Raw genomic sequence first — 16,833 nt, 5'->3', positions numbered from 1 at the left:
TCTTCAAAGATCAGCATGATGCCTTTACCAACATCCAGACTTGTATCCCGCTATCTACGCTACGCCTGCATGGGCCTGATACTGGCGGTGACAACGCTCCCTGTACTTGCCGATGATCTGGTCGTCGGCAAGACGGCGCCGCCCATCACGCTAAATACACTCGACGGCAAACGGATCGATCTGCGCGATCTGCGCGGCAAGGTCGTGATTTTGACGTTCTGGGCGACCTGGTGCGATCCATGTCGCGAAGAGTTGCCATTGCTCTCTCGCTACGCGCAAGAACACGCCAAGCAAGGTCTGGTGGTCTTGGGCTTCAGCCTGGATACCCCCGATGAACTCGACCAGGTGCGGACGATCGCAAGCAATTTGAGCTTTCCGGTCGGGTTGCTGGGCGATCCTCATGTACCTGGCTATGGCCGTATCTGGCATTTGCCGGTAAGTTTTACCATCGACCGCAACGGCCGACTGGTCGACAACGGTTGGCAGGACAAACAACCGGCCTGGACGGCCGACCGATTGGAGCAGGTGGTTACGCCGTTGCTGGCCCATGCGCCGTAGTATTTTCGCCATATCCCTAGTCCAAAGTAATTGCTAAGCCAGAGCCGCTAGCCTTATGCAGGTATCAGGCAGGAGGCGTTTGAGTGCGGTTGTCCAAGATTTGGTTACTTTTTGAAGCAACGCCCCGTTTGCACTCATGGCGAGCGGGCATGGCGGCGTGCGCGCTGGCGGGCACTTTATTGGCCGGCTGTGCAACGTATTCGCCGCAGCCACTGGGCAGCGGGCAGGGGGCCAGCGATGTTTCGAAGCTCACCGTGAATGCGGCGGATATGCCGTTGCCGGCGTTGCGCACGCACCGTTTCGATCCTTCGCACGGTTTGGACGTCACGGATGTGGCGATGCTCGCCGTCGCCAACAATCCCGATTTGAAGGTGCTGCGCGATCAGCTGGGCATCGCCCGTGCGCAATCGTTTGCCGCGGGACTGTTGCCCGATCCGCAAATTGCCATCAACCAGGAATACATAACGCATCCCCAACCGGGTTCCACGACGCCGTATGTCTACGGCATCAGCGAAGACATCACCAGCCTGCTCACCCGCTCGACGCGCAAGGCCGCTGCAAATAGCCAGGCCGATCAAGTGAATCTGGATCTGCTATGGGCGGAGTGGCAAACGATCGCTCAGGCGCGTCTGTTGTTCAACCAAGTGACATCGTTGCGTGCCCAGCAACAGCAGCTCGCTACCGAAAAGGCTGCATTGGTTTCGGTCGACAGCTATGTGCGCAAAGCGCTGCAACAGGGCAATCTCACTTACGACGGCGCCAGTGCAGGACTGAATGCTTATGCCGATGCCAGCAAGCAGTTGTCCGATCGTACGGTCCAATTGCATCAGGCCGAGCATGATTTGCGCGTGCTGCTCGGACTTGCACCGGATGCGCCGCTGGATTTGATCGGCGAGCCATTCCGAACGGAACCTACGCCCGACCAAGTACAGGTTGCGCTGACCAGCCTGCCGCAACGGCGACCGGATCTGCTGGCCCTACAGGCCGGCTATAAAGCACAGGAAGCTACCCTGCGTGGCGCGATACGCGCGCAATTCCCCGCATTGAATGTGGGTGTCGATCGCCAGCGCGATAACTCGAATGTCGTTTCCCACGGTTTCAATATCGGTTTGACGTTGCCGTTGTTCGATCGCAACCGCGGCAACATCGCCATCGAGAAAGCGACGCGACAGCAACTCAAGGATGACTACGAGAATCGCGTGCTCACCACGCGCAACGACATCCAACAGCTGATGATCGATCAGGATACGCTGGCCCGGCAGCGTGACCAGTTGCAAACCCATGCCGCGCAGTTGGACGACGCCCGCCGCGCCGCAGAAGCTGCCTGGCAGAAAGGTCTGATCGACTGGCCGACCTATCTCTCTATCCGTGCCAATGCACTCAGCGCAGACATGGATTTCATCGCGGCACGCGACCAGCAATCGCAGCAGTCGATTGCGCTGGAAACGCTGCTAGGCGATACCGACCTTCAACCCACTTCCGCCTCGACATCCAAACCATGAATCGATTTCTTCTGACTCGCGCTACGTTGGTGGCGCTGCTTGCTCTGCTGGCCGGTTGCGGTGGCGGGGCTGCGGATGGCGACGATGCGGCCGATGTCAGTGGCCAGGTACTGATTACGACTACGACGCCGGTCAGCCAGTCGTTTCACGACACGATCCAGGCCTGGGGTACTGCGGTCGGCGATCCGCATCGGGCAACCGTGATCAGTCTGGGTCATGGCGGGCAGGTAACAGGTGCGGATGTCGCAGCGGGGCAGACCGTGCGACACGGCCAGGCACTGTTGCACATTGCGCCTGATCCGGCGGCGCGCAATACATACCGGCAGGCGCAAAGCGCGCTGGAGCTAGCTACCGGCGAATTGAAGCGCACCGAGCAGATGGTCGCACAGCACCTGGCGACGCAATCGCAACTGGCGGCCGCACACAAAGCGCTGGACGACGCACAAGCCGGACTGGATGCCCAGCGCGCTCTCGGCGGCGGGTCCGCTGAAGAAATCATCAGCGCGCCGGCCGATGGCGTGGTCACCGCGTTGAACGTCAATCTCGGCGATCGCTTCCAGGCCGGTGCAGCCTTGTTGTCGTTCACACCATTGCATGGATTGATTGCTCGCCTTGGTGTGCAGCCGGAAGATGGTTCGCGCCTGAAGCCTGGCATGCCGGTGCAAGTGCAAGGCGTCTACGGTTCCGGCGACATGTTGGACGGCCAAATCAACATGGTCGGCCAGGCGATCGACGCGCAGACACATCTGCTGCCGCTGCAGGTTGCACTGCCGCCCAGCGCGAGCGCGAGTTTGGTCGCTGGCGCAGCGGTACGCGCCAACATCGAGACCGCGAGCTATACGGCGTGGGCGTTACCGCGCGACGCGGTCCTGCATGACGACAAGGGCGACTACGTTTTTACTGTGGATCACGACCACGCCAAGCGCATCGACATCACTCTTAAGCATTCCGAAGGCGATACCGTCGGCGTTCAAGGTGCGCTTGACGGCAAGATGCGCATCATCGTGCTCGGCAGCTACGAATTGAACGACGGCGACGCAGTGCGCGAGCAGCAGGAGCCTGCCAAGTGAGTATCACTGCATGGATGCAGCGCCACCGGCGCTCGCTATTGTTCCTGGTGTTGATGCTGGCCATCGGCGGTATCGCCAGTGCGGTGTTCATGCCGGTGGCGTTGTTTCCGAATGTGGCGTTCCCGCGCGTGCAGCTGGCGCTGGATGCCGGCGACCGTCCGGCGGACCAGATGGCCATCGCCGTCACCACGCCCATCGAAAGTGCATTGCGGCGCGTGCCCGGCGTGCGGGATGTGCGATCCACCACCAGTCGTGGCAGCGCGGATATCGAGGTGACCTTCGACTGGGGCACGGACATGAGCCGTGCCTTGGGCGACGTCAATGCCGCGGCCAGCCAGGTGCTGCCCGAACTGCCGGCCGGCACGCTGCTTACCAGCCGGCGCATGGATCCAACGACATTCCCGATGGTGGCGTACAGCCTGCGCTCGCACACCTTGTCGCCAAGCGCCTTGTACGATCTGGCGCAATATCAGCTGCGCCCTTTGCTCAGCAGCATTCCCGGCGTGGCTCATGTCAGCGTGCAGGGCGGCGAGGTGGCGGAATTCCACGCCGATGTAGATCCGGACCGGCTGCGTGCGCAGGATCTAAGCCTCGTCGATGTCGCAACGGCCGTCAGTCATGCCGCGACGATCCAGGCGATGGGGCACGTCTCCGATCACTACAAGCTGTATCTGCTGCTGGCCGAGAATCAGCCCGGTACCGTGGCGGAGCTGGGCAATATCGTTGTTCGTGCGGATAGTCACGGTGTCGTGCGCCTTGGCGACATTGCCAACGTTACGATCAGTCATGTGCCGCAATGGATTCGCGTTACCGCCGACGGCCAGGACGCGGTGCTGGTGCAGATTTTCCAGCAGCCCGACGGCAACAGCGTGCAGATCGCCCGCGACGTCAAGCAACGGCTGCATGACTATGCACCACAAATGCCGGCCGGCGTGAATGTCGCCAACTGGTACGACCAGTCGCAACTGGTCACCGGTGCGGCGGGTAGCGTGCGCGATGCGATCCTGGTAGGCATCGTGCTGGCCGGCCTGGTGCTGTTCGTCTTTTTGCGCAACACCCGCGTGATTCTCGTCGCCATGATGGTGGTGCCGGCCGTGCTGGCGATTACCGTGTTGTTGCTGCACGTGCTGGGCATGAGCTTCAACATGATGACGCTCGGCGGCATGGCCGCGGCCGTCGGTTTGATCATCGACGACGTGATCGTGATGCTGGAGCACATCATGCGCCGGCTGCGTGGCGCCACTGGCGAAGTCAACGAACGGATTGCGCTGGCAGCGTGGGAGTTCACCCGGCCGCTGACTGGCTCCAGCGCTGCAACGGTGGTGATTTTTCTGCCGCTCGCGTTTCTCACCGGCGTCACGGGTGCGTTCTTCAAGGCCTTGTCGCTGACCATGGCCAGCGCGCTGGTGATCTCCTATCTGCTGACATGGATCGTGGTGCCTTTGCTTTCGGAGCGGTTGCTCGACCAAAGGCATATCGCTGATCACTCGTCGAGCCGCACCTCGCAACGCATGGCAAGCGGTTATCAAAACGTGCTGCTGCGCTGGCTGAAGCGCCCCGTTTGGGTGTTGGTATTGGTAGTGCCGTTGCTTGCTATAGGCGCTCTGGCCTATAGCCGCGTCGGCACGGGCTTCATGCCGGCGATGGACGAGGGCGGTTTCACCTTCGACTATATTTCCAAACCGGGTACGTCGCTGGAAGAGACCGGGCGTTTGCTCAACCAGGTGGAAGCCATCATCCGGGCTAATCCCTATGTGGATACGTATTCCCGACGCACCGGTTTGCAGTTGGGCGACGGGTTGACGGAAGCCAACACGGGCGACATTTTCGTCCGCCTCAAGAATGGCTCCCGGCCGCCCACCGAAGATGTAATGAACGACATCCGCAAAGAGGCGCAGGCGAAAGTGCCGGGCCTGGATGTCGATGTGTCGCAGCTGATGGAAGACATGATCGGTGATCTGGTCGCCGTGCCCCAGCCTATCGAAATTCAGCTCTACAGCGACAACGCCGACGAGCTTAATGAAACCGCCGAACGAGTTGCCGATGCACTAGGCAAGGTCAAGGGCGTCAACGGCGTGCTCAACGGCATTAACCCGGCGGGCGATGCGCTGACCGTGACGGTCGACCCGGCGAAAGCGGCGTTGCAGGGACTGGATCCCGCGGAAGTCACCGACCAGGTCACTGCCGCTATCGATGGCACCGTTTCCGCGCAGCTGCCCGCCGCAGGCAAAATGGTAGGCGTGCGCGTGCGCTTGCCCGCAACGTCATACCGTCATTTGGAGCAAGTGTCAGCGCTGCCGATTCGAGCGGCGGATGGTCATTTGTTGCCTTTGTCGCAGATTGCCACGCTGCAAGTCGTACAGGGCCAGCCTGAGATCACACGCAACAACCTCAAACGCATGGTGGCGGTCACGGGCCGCATCAGCGGGCGAAGCATGGGCGCGACCGTCGATGACGTGAAGGTAATGCTGGCCAAGCCGGGCCTGTTGCCCAAGGGCATGTATTACGAACTCGGTGGCCTTTATCAGCAGCAGCAAGAGGCGTTTCGCGGCCTGACCGTGGTGCTGATCGCCGCCATTGCGCTCGTATTTACGCTGCTTCTTTTCCTGTATGAAAGTTTTCGCGTGGCGTTGGCGATTCTGGCGATGCCGCTGCTCGCGCTCGGTGCGGTGTTCATCGGTCTGTGGATCACCGGCATCGAGCTGAATATCTCGGCGATGATGGGTATGACCATGATCGTCGGCATCGTGACCGAGGTAGCGATCTTCTACTTCTCCGAATTGGAAGAAACCGTCCGCGAGTTGCCCTTGCATCAGGCCTTGCTGGCAGCGGCCCAATACCGCACCCGTCCCATTCTGATGTCGACGCTGGCGGCGATCCTTACGCTCTCGCCGTTGGCTCTCGCGTTGGGCTCGGGTTCGCAAATGCAGCAACCGCTCGCGGTCGCGATCATTGCTGGCATGTTGGTGCAGGTGCCGTTGGTGTTGCTGGTGATGCCGGTGCTTTACTCAGTGCTCACGCGCTCGCGTGCGGAGCGGCTGTGATTCACGCCTCGCTTTCCTGAGTTGGCGTGCTGCCGACACTTCGGCGCAGCAGCCACGCCAGCACTGGCGGTGTCACCATCGCGGTAAGCAGTGACATCGCCACGATGATGGCGTACATCTGGTCGTTGAATACGCCAGCGGCGAGGCCAAGGCTGGCGATCACCACGCCTACTTCGCCACGCGGCACCATGCCAAAGCCTACGATGGCAGCACCGATGCGTCCCAGCGATAGCGCCCCGAGAAAACCGCCGAGCAGTTTCGACACGATGGCGATCAAGGTCACAACGGCAAGCGCGATCAGTGCGTCCGTATTGGCGAGCTGATGCAGATCGATCTTGCTTCCGGTCAGCACGAAGAAGAACGGAGTAAGCAACGCCAGCAAGGGCTGAAACTGTTGTTCCAGCGTGTGTTGCTGACGAGTTTCGGAGGCAATCATGCCCGCCAGGAAGGCGCCGATGATCGCCGCCAATCCAAACAGCGTGGATACGTAAGCAAGCCCTAGGCATAGCGCCAGCACGATGAGCAGCGGCGAATACACGCTGCTTGGTTTATCGAGCCAGGTTGAATTCCAGCGCATCACGCGCGAGCCGCCCCAGCCGATGACCGCGATAAAGCCGATCGCACCCGCCAGCACCATCAGCAAATGGCTGACGTCAAAGCCTTTGCCGCCCTGCAGCGATACCACCACGCCCAACAGCAGCATGGCCAGGATGTCGTCGATGACCGCGGCGCCAAGAATCACCTTGCTTTCCACACGCTGCAGCGCGCCGAGTTCCTGCAGGACACGGGCCGTGATGCCGGCAGAGGTCGCTACGAAGGCTGCCGCCACAAACAAGGACTTGTCCCAGGGATACCCGCTCGAGTGCGCCCAAAAAGAACCCATGGCAAACGGCAGCAGCACGCCGAGTACACCGACAAGCAGCGCCGACTTGCCGACTTTCTTGAGATCCTCAAGTCGCGTTTCCAAACCGACAGAAAACAGCAGCAACACCACGCCGATTTCGGATAGCACATCCAACGGTGTGCCGGAGGCGATCTGCTCAGGTGTAATCCAGCCAAGCAGTGAAGGACCGATCACGCAACCCGCGGCGATCTCGCCCACGACGCCCGGCATCTTCAGCCGTTGGGCGATCTCCGCGCCAATCTGTGCGGCAACGAAGACGATGAAAAGAGAAAACAGGATCTCGTTGGCGTGGTGCATGGTCGGCATCCTTCGATCATGAGCATGCCGGACATGCTACTCGTTCACGCGGATGATGGCACCGTGGCGATTGGGACTTTGTCGAGCCGCGCAAATACCCGGCTGGCGACGGCGGTAATGATCGCCAACACAATGACCGTCCAACGGAATGCCACTACGTACGCAGCATTGCCATGGCCGTGCAGCAGCGTCTGCATAAGCAGCGTTGCCATCGCAATGCCGAAGCTCATCGATAGGTATTGCGTGGTGGAGGCCATCGACGAAGCCATCGATGCATGTTTGATATCCAGATCGGTATAGATCAGCGTGTTCATAACGGTGTACTGCATGCCCATGAATCCACCGTAGACAAACACCAGCAACGCGATCATGGCCATCGGAGTGTGGGGACCAAGCAATGCGAACATCGCCAGCAGTACCGACACGATCAGCGTATTGGCGAACAGCATGCGGCGATAACCGAGGCGTATCAGCAGACGATTTACCAGCCATTTCGCGCTGATCGAACCCAGCGCTTGCGGCACCATCATCAGACCCGCCATCAGCGGCGACCATCCGCAGCCCACCTGAAGAAACAGCACGATCAGCAGGAACATGCCGCTGACACCAAGTCGTGTAAGCAGATTGCCCGACAGCGACACCCACACGCTGCGTACACGCAACAGGCTGATATCAGCGACCGGGTGATCGGTGCGGCGGCTATGCCACACATAAACGATGCCCAAGCCGATAGCCATCAGCACCAGTGTTCCCATTTCCGCCCAGCGGATATGTTCGTCTGCCGCGAATTCGGAAGCGGCCAGCAACAACGCCGACGCGCCGGCAAAAAGCAGAAAACCGACCAGATCGAAGCGGTTCGCCTTATCGAGACGATACTCAGGCATTTCGTGGCGATTGAGCCAGATACCGACGATGCCCACGGGCACGTTGAGCAGAAAGATCAATCGCCAGTTCGTGTATTCCACCAGCGCACCGCCGAGCAGCGGTCCGAGTACCGAGCCCAGCAGGCCGAAGGTGGCGACCGTACTCATCACTTGCACGAAGTCGCGTTTGTCGATCGTACGCACCAGCACGTAACGACCCACTGGCATCAGCGCCGCGCCGCCACAACCTTGCAGCACGCGTGCCATCACCAGTTGCGGCAAGGTCTGTGAGAGACCGCAGAGTAGGGAGCCGATCGCGAACACGCTGATGGCGATACCGAACACCCGCCGCGTACCGAAGCGGTCGCATAACCACGGACTGGCAGGAATCAGAATCGCCAGGGTCAGCACATAACTGGTGAGCGCGCTGCGCATGCCCAATGGCGTGACGCCCAGCGCATCGGCCATGGCTGGCACGGCGGTGTTGACGATGGTGGAATCGAGCGCCTGCATGAAGAACGCAGCCGCCACTAACCAGATCAGGCCGCTGTAACTCTCACGAGTGGACGGCTTGCCCATGTCCGTCGTAACCGCGGTGGCGGTGGTGGAAGATACGGCGGAAGGGGGAGACATGACGCGTCATGATAACTGCTATGGCAGCTTTTTTCCTGTGCTTTCAGCTGTGCAAGTCAGTGCCGTTTCACATTGAGCGTCAACAAACCTCATGGTTTGAAATGATGGATGAAGCCCACCTGGAAGCCCCCGGGCAGCCAGCCGATGATAAGCGGAGAGCTGCGGCGCGAGGCCCAAATGCCCACGCCTGCACCCAGCGCAGCACCGACCAACACATCACTCTGCCAATGGCTGCGCGTCTTCATACGCGCTTCGGCATCGTAGGCAGGCAACAACGCCAATGCGTAGACGAGCGGGTGATCCGGTCCGTAGTTCACCATAAAGGGCGTTACCGCCGCCGATATGGCGGTGACTTCGCCACTCGGGAAACTCTGCGCGTTGGTGCCCCGGAAGAACAAGTTTGGATTGGAGGTCTGCGACGGCCGCTCGCGCTGGAACGTATACTTCATCGCTTCCGCGCCAAGGCTGGAAATGACCATGGCGTCGACCGAGCGCCAGAATGTGTCACCCAGCTTGTCATGGTCACCAAAGGCCAGCGCACCCACGCCCACCGTCGCGATGGTGCCGTACATCAGCGCCGTCTGGTTACTACGCCTCCAGATGCCGCTGTTGTCGTATTTCAGACGGGAATCGATCCCGAATGGGCCGCCACCGGCAAGGGCCGGGCCGGAACACAAAAGGATCGCCAAAAGCAGCCCTAAGCGCTTGCTATACATGGCATTTCCCTCCCCGTTGCGATGTAACGCTGCAACGTGTGAGACGTACCCTATGCCTGCAAGCTTTCAGTGGGCTTAGAAACGGCCAGACAAGTGCGTGAATCGTTAAACTTCGAGACTATGAGTCCGACATCCGCCTCCCTAGACCCGGGCCGCCGCGCGGCCGACCTGCGCCGCCGGATCGAGCAAGCCAACTATCGCTACCACGTCCTCGACGATCCGGAGATCACCGACGCCGAGTACGACGCACTCATGCGCGAACTCGAAGCGCTGGAAGCCGAACATCCGCAGTTAGCGGTGCAGGACTCGCCGACTCGCCGCGTGGGCGCACGGGCGCAAGGCGGTTTCGCCGAAGTGCGGCATGCGCTACCCATGCTGTCGCTGGGCAATGCCTTCGAGCAGGAGGGCGGCACGGATCGAGAGCGTTACCGCGAAGTAGCCGAATTCGAACGTCGCATCGAACAGACGCTGGGCAGGCGTAACCCCGTGTTCTCGGTCGAACCCAAACTCGATGGCCTGGCCATCAGCCTGCGCTATGAAAATGGCATCTTCGTACAAGGCGCGACGCGTGGCGACGGTGAAACCGGCGAAGACGTCACTGCCAATCTGCGCACGGTGCGCGCCATTCCGCTGCGGTTGCGCGGCGAGGGCTGGCCGCGCGTGCTGGAAGTCCGCGGCGAAGTCATCATGCTGCGCAAGGATTTCGACGCGTTCAACGCACGTGCGCTAGAGCACGGCGAGAAGACACTCGCCAATCCGCGCAACGGTGCGGCCGGTTCGCTACGGCAGCTCGATCCGGCGATCACCGCCAAGCGGAAATTGAGTTTCTATGCGTATGCCGTCGGTGTGGTCGAGGGAGGCGAGTTGCCATCGACGCACTCGCAGACGTTGCACACATTGCGAGATTGGGGCTTTCCGGTGTCGCCGGAAGTGGATGTCGCCAAGGGCTTCGATGGCTTGATTGCCTACTTCACGCGCATCGGCGCCAAGCGCGATCGCTTGCCTTATGACATCGATGGCGTGGTCTACAAACTGGACGATTACGCCGGTCAGCGCGAGATGGGTTTTGTCGCGCGCGCACCACGCTGGGCGATTGCGCACAAGTTCCCCGCACAAGAACAAAGCACGACGGTCGACGCGATCGAGATCCAGATCGGCCGCACCGGCGCGGCCACACCGGTAGCACGACTCGCGCCGGTGCAAGTGGCCGGCGTCACCGTTACCAACGCGACGCTGCACAACGCCGACCAGGTGGCGCGCCTCGATGTGCGCGTGGGCGATACGGTGATCGTGCGCCGCGCGGGCGACGTGATTCCCGAAGTGGTGCGCGTGATTCCCGAACGGCGTCCCGCAAAGACGCGGCCGTGGCAAATGCCTACGCATTGTCCGGTATGTGGGTCGGCGCTGGTGCGCGAAGAGGGCGAGGCCGCTTGGCGTTGTTCCGGTGGCCTGATCTGCGCGGCACAACGCAAGGAAGCGCTGATTCATTTCGCGTCGCGCCGCGCGATGGATATCGAAGGCATCGGCGAGCGCTTCGTCGATGCGCTGGTGGACTTCGGTTACGTGCATACGCCGGCCGATCTCTACCACCTCACGCTGGATCATCTGCTGGAAATGAAACGTCGCGCCGACGAGCGCGACGGCACCACGCCCGAAACCGTTAAAGCCGGCAAGATCGCTACCAAGTGGGCGGAAAATCTGATCGAGGCGATCGAGGCCAGCAAGACGACGACACTGGCACGGTTCCTTTATGCCCTCGGCATCGTGCACATCGGCGAAAGCACGGCGAAGACACTCGCAACGTGGCTCGGGCGGCTGAAGTGGGTGCGCGGCATGCCTGCCGCGATTCTGCGTGAATTGCCGGACATTGGCGCGGAGGTCGCCGGATCGATCGCCGCTTTCTTCCGACAAGAGGGCAACGGCGCCGTCGTGGATGCATTGCTGAAAGCCGGTATAAAACTGACCGATGAAACCGACCCTTCGCCGCGCCTGCATCAAAAGCTGAGTCTGTCGGTTTTGCTGGAGGACGCGGGCATCAACGGCATAGGTCGTCGCAATGCCGAATTGCTCGCTACGCATTTCCCCACGCTTGGCAAATTGCGCACCGGCGGTGCGGCGCACTGGATTACCGCGGGCGTGCCGCAGAACGCCGCGACGAGCCTGGACGACTACCTTACAGATCCTGCCAAACGCGAAACACTGCATGAGGCGGAGCAGGCGATGCATCGCTTGCTCGCCGCAACACCCCAACAAGACGCCGTCGCCGAATTGCCTCTGGCTGGCCAGACCGCCGTGCTTACCGGATCTCTGAGCAGCATGGGACGCGATGAGGCCAAGGAAAAGCTCGAGGCGTTGGGCGCCAAGGTCGCCGGTAGTGTGTCAAAGAAAACCAGCTTCGTTGTCGCGGGCGAAGCGGCAGGGTCCAAACTCGACAAAGCGCAAGAGCTGGGCGTCGAAGTGTGGGACGAAGCACGCTTGCTCGATCTGTTCAAGACATACGGAGCATCAAGCTAATGGATATCCCTTCCGTCACACCGTTCCGCCAACGATTGAAGGGGCGCGCGCAGCTCTACGCGATGATTCGCGCTTTTTTCGCGGAACGTAGCGTGCTGGAAGTGGAAACCCCGATTCTGTCTGCCGCCGGCAACACGGACCCAAACATCGAAAGCTTCAGCGCCCCGTTCAGCGGTCATGTCGATGCCGGCGCGCGCGACCGTTGGCTGCGTACCTCGCCCGAACATCCACTGAAACGCCTGCTCGCCGATGGCGTGGGTGATTGTTACGAACTCGGGCGTGTGTTTCGCAACGGCGAAGCAGGGGAGCGGCACAACCCCGAATTCACCATGCTGGAGTGGTACCGCGTCGGTTGGAATCATCGACAGCTGATGGAAGAGGCCATCACCCTGGTCGAATCCGCGCTTGCGATGGTTGGTCGGCGTGCCGAAGTGCTCATCGAAGGCTACCGTCAGTTCTTTCTCGACGAACTGGGGCTGGATCCGCTACACGCCGGTATCGATGACCTGCGCAAACCCTTGGCCGAATACAACATCGATCCGCTCGGCCTCACGCGTGACGACTGGCTGGATCTGCTGATAACGCACAAACTGCAACCGACCTTTCCGAGCGACCGCATCACGGTGATCCACGATTACCCAGCGAGCCAATCCGCATTGGCTCGCATACGGCCCGGCGATCCGCCGATGGCCGAACGCTTCGAGCTGTATCTCGGGCCCTACGAACTGGCCAACGGCTATCACGAACTCAATGATGCCGCGGAGCAACGCTCGCGTTTTCAGCGCGACAACGCGCGCCGTCGCGAACGCGGCTTGCGCGAAATGCCGGTCGATGAGCAACTACTGGCGGTGCTCGACAGCATGCCCGACTGCGCCGGTGTTGCATTGGGTATCGAGCGGTTATTGATGTGCCTGGCAGGAACCAATCGCATCGGCGATGTGCTTGCCTTTCCCTTTTCGCAAGCCTAAGCGCGATCTATTCCTTGAGCGGGGTTTGCGTCAGGCCGAGTTCGATCGCGTATTTGAAGAGATCGGCATCCGTCTCGATGCCGAGTTTGCGCATGGCGTTGATTTTCTGGGTGCTGATCGTTTGCTTGCTGCGCTGTAGTTTTTCGGCAATGTCGTTGATGGTATCGCCGCCGACATAGAGCGCGATCACTTCTGCTTCTCGTTGTGAGAGACGGGAAGATGCGGTGGCGGAGGGCAACGACTTCATCATGCTGGCGATGCTTGGCGAGAAATAGCGCCGGCCGATATGCACCGCCTGTATCGCTGCACGCAGGTGAGATATATCGTCTGTCTTGCTGAGAACGGCGTTGATGCCATGCGTCAGCAGGCTGCGAATCAATACCGCTTTATCCATGCTTGTCAGCAGGATGATACGAAGCTGCGGATAACGCACGCGGAGAAAAGCAACCAGCTCCAACCCGTCGCCGTGCTCGCCGCCCGGCATCGCATAATCGGTTACCAACACATCGCATGGCTGGGTGTCGAGCAGAGCGATCAGCTGCGTCGAATCCGCTACGGAGCCGATCCGTCGCACCGAGGAAATGTCATCGAGCGTGGCCTCGATACCCATCCGGATGACCGGATGATCGTCAGCTACCGCTACTCGAATAAAGTTATCCATCCTGGCGTGATCCATCGGCGGTACTGGTAACGTCTAACGTTGCTTGATGTGTCGATCCTAGTACAACCCGGTAGGCCCCGGGAGCACAGCCTGTGCTAGCTTAAGTGTCGGATATTGTGGGTAACGAACGTAAGGAGTCGTGCTTGGCCATACGGGTTGCCGTAGTCGATGACCATCCGACCATGCTGGCCGGCATGGAGCACCTGTTGTCCGGACTAGAAGGGATAAAACTTGTCGGATTGGCTAGTAACTCTACGGACCTGGTCGAGCTATTAGGTAAAACGGCTTGTGATGTCGTCGTTACCGATTTTTCCATGCCAGGCGGTCGTTACGGTGATGGTTTGTCGCTGCTGCGCTTTCTGCAGCGGCGCTTCCCAGCCGTTCGGCTCGTGGTGCTCACCGGCATGGAAAATAGTACTGTCCTATCCAGCATCCTCGAAGTTGGCGCAGGCGGTATCGTCAGTAAATCTGACGATCTTGATCATGTTGAACACGCTATTCGCACCGTGCAACACGGTGAACGCTATCTGTCGCCTGAGGCATCGCGCTTGCTCGAACAGATATCGGCAGCGTCCGACGAACATGATTCACACGTTCGGCTCAGCAAACGGGAAGCCGAGGTTCTTCGCCTCTATGCAGAGGGGCTTACGGTATCTGAGATCGGCGTCCGTGCAGGTCGCAGCAGCAAGACCATCAGTGCCCAGAAGATGGCGGCCATGAAGAAGCTTGGGCTGCAAAACGATGCGGACATCTTCAATTACGCCTTGGCGCATGGTCTTGTGCAGACATCGCAGATGTCGCGCCGTACTGCCAGGCAAACTGATAAAGACGTCTGATTCATCCGACATGCAGTGCGCCTAAACGTTGTGCATGTTAGGCAATGTCCGATAGCTTACTCATAGGTACACATATACCTTCGTTCAGATCGGAACCGATGCTCGGTCGGTTTGCCTTGGACAAAGGGACTCATCGTGGACGAGCCGTCCGATACAGAAATCACCGCTGTGCTACTCGGCTTCTGCACGCTCGACAAAACGAAGCGTCCAGCGTTTGTCGAATGCCTCAATAATTTTGTCTACGCATCGGCGACGCAGCAGCGTCGTCTGGTGGACGAGTGGCTGAAAGTCTGCAGGGACTCCACGGATCCGACCATCAAGAGAATTGCCGAGTCGGCGGCAGTCTACACAGCGCGTCCGCGAAAGCGCCGTAAATAGTACCTAATTTCACGCGTTCTCCGACCCATGAGTCAGCATTCGACCACGCAGTAAGTGGTACGTGGCGAGCCCCCTATTTGTTGATTTAGGACTAGTACGAGACTCGTTTAGTCCTCGTCCGATAGCTGGCGATTGAGCTTATTTCTAGGATTGCACTGTGCCCGGCGAACTACCTCGGGCCACGCCTTCTAGGCAATCGAAGCACTTCACCGAATGGATCTCGTTGCGCGATGGAAACACCTCGTGACGGGAAAGTGCGCCCGAATTTCAAGCTAACTCACCAGGAAACCATTTTATGAACACCATCTATCGCATTGTCTGGAACGCCGCCACCGGTAAGTGGGTCGTGGCATCGGAATTGGCCAAGGGCCGCAAGAAGAGTCGCAAAGCGCTAGTCAGCGCGTTGGCTGTTGCACTCGCCGCGTCTGCACCGTTTGGCGCCGCGTTTGCCGCCGGCAGCGGCACCACCTGCACTACATCCGACGGTCAGTCGGGCACACTGAATTCTGCGGGTATATGTGAGGCAGATAGCGTTATCACGCCTTTGGACGCATCACTACCGTCATCTCCGGGTATTGCGATAGGAAATGGCGGCACGGTTACCACCGGCAATGCCAACGACATTGCCATTGGCAATGTCGCAACTGGAAGTTCAGCCGATGCTGCCTATCCGGCGATCGCTATTGGTTATGGGGCAACCGCTAATAACTTGAACACAGTAGCTCTCGGTACGGGGGCACAAGCTACAAATGGGGGCGCCATTGCTATTGGCAGTAGTGCTAACGCCTCAGGTTATGAAGCCATTGCTTTGTACGGCACAGCCTCAGGCACTTCTGCTGTGAGCATCGGTACGGGCTCTAAAGCGGCCGCCGACTACTCCGCGGCCTTCGGGTCAGGCGCCATCGCCAATACTTCAGGTGCCATTGCGATCGGCGCGTACAGTGCCCTTCCGTCTAGCGCTACGGGTACTGATGCAATAGCCATTGGGACTAAAGCGACCACAAACGCTGATTTCAGCATCGCAATCGGCTCTGCTGCTGCCGCAAGCGGACAGGGAGCGGTCGCCATGGGCAATGGCGCCTTGGCAACGGAGACAAATGGTACGGCAGTGGGCATCGCGGCGAAGGCTTCCGGCGTCAACTCCGCGGCCTTCGGACCATCAGCCATTGCCAATGGCGACTATAGCGTCGCGATTGGTTCTGGGGCCAACGTCACCGCGTCGAACGCTGTTGCCTTGGGCGCGGGTTCGGTCGCCGATACGGCCAATACCATCTCGGTAGGCAACAGCACCACTCAGAACAAGATCGTGAACATGGGTGCCGGCACCATTTCCGCCACCAGCACCGATGCGGTGAACGGCAGCCAGTTGTACGGTACTGCCAATAGCGTGGCCACTGCGCTGGGTGGCAACTCGACGGTGAATGCCGATGGTTCGATCACTGCGCCTACTTATACGGTGGGCGGCACGCCGGTAACCGGTGTAGGCGCCGCGATCACGAATATCGACGGCCGCGTGACGCAGAACACCAGCGACATCAGTGACCTCGCCGATCAGATCGGCAGCGGCACGGTGGGTCTGGTGCAGCAGACCGCCGCGGGTGCAAACCTCACCGTGGGTGCGAACACCGACGGCGCGGTGGTGGATTTCACCGGCACGGCGGGCACGCGCACACTGACCGGTGTGACGGCCGGCAACGTGGCCGCCGGTAGCACCGACGCGGTGAACGGTTCGCAGTTGTTTGCCACCAATGAAAACGTGGCCACCAACACGGCCAACATTGCGACGAACACGGCGAACATTGCCACCAACACCAACAACATCGCCACCAACACGGCGAATATCGCGACGAACACGGCCAACATCGCCACCAACACCAGCGACATCAACA

At 60.1% G+C, this 16,833-nt stretch carries 13 protein-coding genes; 9 read left to right on the top strand and 4 right to left on the bottom strand.

What is annotated here, in order from left to right:
• The first annotated feature begins 69 nt into the window (after nucleotides 1–69).
• The 4 genes from QQL64_RS06220 to QQL64_RS06205 all read left to right on the top strand — a co-directional run bounded on the left by QQL64_RS06220 (nucleotide 70) and on the right by QQL64_RS06205 (nucleotide 6,174).
• The gene (locus QQL64_RS06220; protein ID WP_284397065.1) at nucleotides 70–558 is read left to right on the top strand and encodes a peroxiredoxin family protein; all 489 of its coding nucleotides are present in this window, start codon (nucleotides 70–72) and stop codon (nucleotides 556–558) included.
• A 149-nt stretch (nucleotides 559–707) separates the two neighbouring features.
• Entirely contained in the window at nucleotides 708–2,060 is a 1,353-nt protein-coding gene (locus QQL64_RS06215; protein WP_284397063.1) for a TolC family protein, read from the top strand.
• Nucleotides 2,057–3,130, top strand: coding sequence for an efflux RND transporter periplasmic adaptor subunit (locus tag QQL64_RS06210; protein ID WP_284397061.1), 1,074 nt, complete (start codon nucleotides 2,057–2,059; stop codon nucleotides 3,128–3,130). Before QQL64_RS06215 ends, QQL64_RS06210 begins: the two co-directional genes overlap by 4 nt.
• Nucleotides 3,127–6,174 carry an efflux RND transporter permease subunit gene (locus tag QQL64_RS06205; RefSeq protein WP_284397057.1) on the top strand — a complete coding sequence of 1,016 codons (3,048 nt, stop codon included), beginning with the start codon at nucleotides 3,127–3,129 and terminating at the stop codon, nucleotides 6,172–6,174. The genes QQL64_RS06210 and QQL64_RS06205 overlap by 4 nt, the downstream gene beginning before the upstream one ends.
• Before the next feature lies 1 nt (nucleotide 6,175).
• Here QQL64_RS06205 and QQL64_RS06200 read toward each other — a convergent pair whose 3' ends face one another.
• The 3 genes from QQL64_RS06200 to QQL64_RS06190 form a co-directional block, all read right to left on the bottom strand.
• The gene (locus QQL64_RS06200) at nucleotides 6,176–7,375 is read right to left on the bottom strand and encodes a cation:proton antiporter (RefSeq protein ID WP_284397055.1); all 1,200 of its coding nucleotides are present in this window, start codon (nucleotides 7,373–7,375) and stop codon (nucleotides 6,176–6,178) included.
• Between the two features lie 44 nt (nucleotides 7,376–7,419).
• On the bottom strand, nucleotides 7,420–8,871 hold the full coding sequence (locus tag QQL64_RS06195) for an MFS transporter (protein WP_404601021.1): 1,452 nt from the start codon (nucleotides 8,869–8,871) through the stop codon (nucleotides 7,420–7,422).
• An 89-nt stretch (nucleotides 8,872–8,960) separates the two neighbouring features.
• The gene (locus QQL64_RS06190; RefSeq protein ID WP_284397052.1) at nucleotides 8,961–9,587 is read right to left on the bottom strand and encodes a phosphatase PAP2 family protein; all 627 of its coding nucleotides are present in this window, start codon (nucleotides 9,585–9,587) and stop codon (nucleotides 8,961–8,963) included.
• A gap of 120 nt (nucleotides 9,588–9,707) precedes the next feature.
• Between QQL64_RS06190 and ligA the strand changes: the two genes are divergently transcribed.
• Both ligA and epmA read left to right on the top strand, forming a co-directional pair.
• Nucleotides 9,708–12,101: an NAD-dependent DNA ligase LigA gene (ligA, locus tag QQL64_RS06185; protein ID WP_284397047.1), complete on the top strand. Its 2,394-nt coding sequence runs from the start codon at nucleotides 9,708–9,710 to the stop codon at nucleotides 12,099–12,101.
• Nucleotides 12,101–13,069 carry an EF-P lysine aminoacylase EpmA gene (epmA, locus tag QQL64_RS06180; RefSeq protein ID WP_284397045.1) on the top strand — a complete coding sequence of 323 codons (969 nt, stop codon included), beginning with the start codon at nucleotides 12,101–12,103 and terminating at the stop codon, nucleotides 13,067–13,069. Before ligA ends, epmA begins: the two co-directional genes overlap by 1 nt.
• 7 nt (nucleotides 13,070–13,076) lie before the next feature.
• Here the strand turns inward: epmA and QQL64_RS06175 are convergent, their stop codons facing one another.
• Nucleotides 13,077–13,730, bottom strand: coding sequence for a response regulator (locus QQL64_RS06175; protein ID WP_284397042.1), 654 nt, complete (start codon nucleotides 13,728–13,730; stop codon nucleotides 13,077–13,079).
• Nucleotides 13,731–13,873: 143 nt separating this feature from the next.
• Between QQL64_RS06175 and QQL64_RS06170 the strand changes: the two genes are divergently transcribed.
• From QQL64_RS06170 to QQL64_RS06160, 3 genes are all read left to right on the top strand, one after another.
• The gene (locus QQL64_RS06170) at nucleotides 13,874–14,566 is read left to right on the top strand and encodes a response regulator (RefSeq protein ID WP_284397039.1); all 693 of its coding nucleotides are present in this window, start codon (nucleotides 13,874–13,876) and stop codon (nucleotides 14,564–14,566) included.
• Between the two features lie 135 nt (nucleotides 14,567–14,701).
• Nucleotides 14,702–14,944, top strand: coding sequence for a hypothetical protein (locus QQL64_RS06165; RefSeq protein WP_284397036.1), 243 nt, complete (start codon nucleotides 14,702–14,704; stop codon nucleotides 14,942–14,944).
• Nucleotides 14,945–15,239: 295 nt separating this feature from the next.
• Nucleotides 15,240–16,833 (top strand): ESPR-type extended signal peptide-containing protein (locus QQL64_RS06160; RefSeq protein WP_284397034.1); only part of this gene is annotated, 1,594 nt, incomplete at its 3' end.

Source organism: Dyella lipolytica, assembly GCF_030160075.1.
Classification (GTDB): domain Bacteria; phylum Pseudomonadota; class Gammaproteobacteria; order Xanthomonadales; family Rhodanobacteraceae; genus Dyella_B; species Dyella_B lipolytica.
This window is presented reverse-complemented; position numbering and strand designations above follow the sequence as displayed.

Excerpts from the sequence above, each read along its gene's own strand:
- ligA (WP_284397047.1), top strand. The coding sequence starts at position 9,708 with ATGAGTCCGACATCCGCCTCCCTAGACCCGGGCCGCCGCGCGGCCGAC.
- QQL64_RS06220 (WP_284397065.1), top strand. The coding sequence starts at position 70 with ATGGGCCTGATACTGGCGGTGACAACGCTCCCTGTACTTGCCGATGAT.
- epmA (WP_284397045.1), top strand. The coding sequence starts at position 12,101 with ATGGATATCCCTTCCGTCACACCGTTCCGCCAACGATTGAAGGGGCGC.
- QQL64_RS06195 (WP_404601021.1), bottom strand. The coding sequence starts at position 8,871 with ATGTCTCCCCCTTCCGCCGTATCTTCCACCACCGCCACCGCGGTTACG.
- QQL64_RS06200 (WP_284397055.1), bottom strand. The coding sequence starts at position 7,375 with ATGCACCACGCCAACGAGATCCTGTTTTCTCTTTTCATCGTCTTCGTT.
- QQL64_RS06190 (WP_284397052.1), bottom strand. The coding sequence starts at position 9,587 with ATGTATAGCAAGCGCTTAGGGCTGCTTTTGGCGATCCTTTTGTGTTCC.
- QQL64_RS06210 (WP_284397061.1), top strand. The coding sequence starts at position 2,057 with ATGAATCGATTTCTTCTGACTCGCGCTACGTTGGTGGCGCTGCTTGCT.
- QQL64_RS06215 (WP_284397063.1), top strand. The coding sequence starts at position 708 with ATGGCGGCGTGCGCGCTGGCGGGCACTTTATTGGCCGGCTGTGCAACG.
- QQL64_RS06175 (WP_284397042.1), bottom strand. The coding sequence starts at position 13,730 with ATGGATAACTTTATTCGAGTAGCGGTAGCTGACGATCATCCGGTCATC.